A 1905-nucleotide genomic window follows, 5' to 3' on the forward strand; every position below is an offset into this window, starting at 1 on the left:
TGGGAGGTCGATGTGGGTGCCGGTGTGGTGGGGGTGTTCGAGGTGGGCGGTGCGGGTGAGTCCGATGGTTTGGGCTTGGGTGGGGTGGGTGAGTGGGTCGTTGGGGTGGGTGGTGGTGGCTTGGGTGGTGAGGTGGTGGAGGGGGGTGGGTGGTTGGGTTTGGGTGTGGGTTTGGGTGAGGGTGAGGTTGAGGTGGGTTCCGGTGGGGGTGTGGGGGTGGTGGGGGTGTGGTGTTTCGTTGAGGGCGAGGAGGGAGAGGACGGCGGTGATGGGGGTGGTGGCTTGTTGGCGGGCGTGGTGGTAGGCGTGGTGGGTGTTGGTGGTGGGGGTGAGGGTGAGGGGGATGGGGGTGATGTTGTGGTGGGGGAGGTTGGTGAGGAGGTTGGTGGTGTGGGGGTGGTGGGTGTGGGTGTGGGGGATGGCGATGATCCAGGTGGTGGGGTGTGGGGGTTGGGTGGTGGGGAGGTGGAGTGGTTTCCAGGTTTCCTGGTAGGTCCAGGTGTTGATGCGGGCGTGGTCGCGTTGTTGTTGGTGCCAGGTGGAGAGTGCGGGCAGGACGGTGTCGAGGGTGGTGGTGTCGAGGTTGAGGGTGTCGGCGATGGTGGAGACGTCGGCTTCCTCGACGGCCTGCCAGAACTCGGCTTCCAGAGACGCCAAGTTGGCTGCCTGGTTACTGCCGGAGACGGTGGCAGTGGCACCACGCTTCGGCCCGTCGAGCCATAGGTGCTCACGTTGGAAGGTGTAGGTGGGTAAATCGACGTGGGTCGTGCGGGGTTGGGTGTGGTGGTGGGTGTGCCAGGGGGTGGGGGTGTGGGCGAGGGCGGTGAGGAGGTGGCCGGTGGGGTTGGGGTGCTGGGGGTTGAGGAGGGTGACGGCGGTGGGGTTGTGTTCGGGCAGTGTGTGGTGGGTGAGGGCGGTCAGGGTGTGGTCCGGGCCGAGCTCGATGAAGGTGCCGACCTGCTCGTCGTGGAGGGTGCGGGTGGTGTCGCGGTAGTGGACGCACTCCCGCGCCTGACGCGCCCAGTAGTCCGGGGTGAGGGGGTCGCCATCGCTGGAGGTGATGAGAGGGGTGTGGGGCGGGTGAAACGTCAGCTCACCAGCTGTGGTGCGCAGTTGGTCGAGGATGGCGTCGGTGTGGGGGGAGTGGAAGGCTTTGCCGCTGGTCAGGGGTTTGGTGGTGATGTTCTGGCTGCGGGCCCAGGTGGTGAGGTGTTCGACGGTGTCGGGGTCGCCGCTGATGACGAGGGAGGTGGGGGTGTTGATCGCGGCGATGGCGGCCTTGTCCTCCAGCCCTTCCAGCTGGGGGGCGAGGATGTCGGGTGTGGTGTGCAGGGTGGTCATGGCGCCGGGGGGCAGGGCCTGCATGAGGCGGGCGCGGGTGGCGATGAAACGGACCGCGTCGGGCAGGGTGAGGATGCCGGCGAGGTGGGCGGCGGTGACCTCGCCCAGGGAGTGCCCGGCCAGGTAGTGCGGGCTGATCTTGTACGTCTCGGTCAGCAGCCGGTGCAGGGCGACCTGGAGAGCGAAGAGGGCGGGCTGGGCGTACAGAGTCTGCGCGAGTAGTTCCCCCGGGTTGCTGCCCGACTCGGTGTCGGTGTCGGTGTGGAGGAGGAGGTCGCGGAGGGGGTGGTCGAGGTGTTCGGTGAAGTGGGCGCAGATTTCGTCCAGGGCGGCGGCGAAGGCGGGGAAGGCCTGGTAGAGGCCGTTGGCCATCCCGGGGTACTGGGTGCCCTGCCCGGAACAGACGAACGCGGTCTTCCCACCCGTCCCCGTGCCGCTGGGCGAGAGGGCGACAGCGCTGGGGTGGGGGTGCCCGGCGGCGAGTGCAGCGAGGGCGTCCAGGGCCTGGTCGCGGTTGGTGGCGATGATGGTGGCCCGGTGTTCGAACAGGGCGCGGGTGTGGGC

General features: G+C 68.4%; 1 protein-coding gene. It reads right to left on the minus strand.

Going from position 1 to position 1905, the window contains the following annotated elements:
• The coding region (locus ABZ576_RS34335; RefSeq protein WP_360750038.1) for an acyltransferase domain-containing protein at positions 1 to 1905 on the minus strand (1905 nt) is incomplete at both ends.

The sequence above is a fragment of the Streptomyces sp. NPDC013455 genome (assembly GCF_040632975.1).
Taxonomy (GTDB): Bacteria; Actinomycetota; Actinomycetes; order Streptomycetales; family Streptomycetaceae; genus Streptomyces.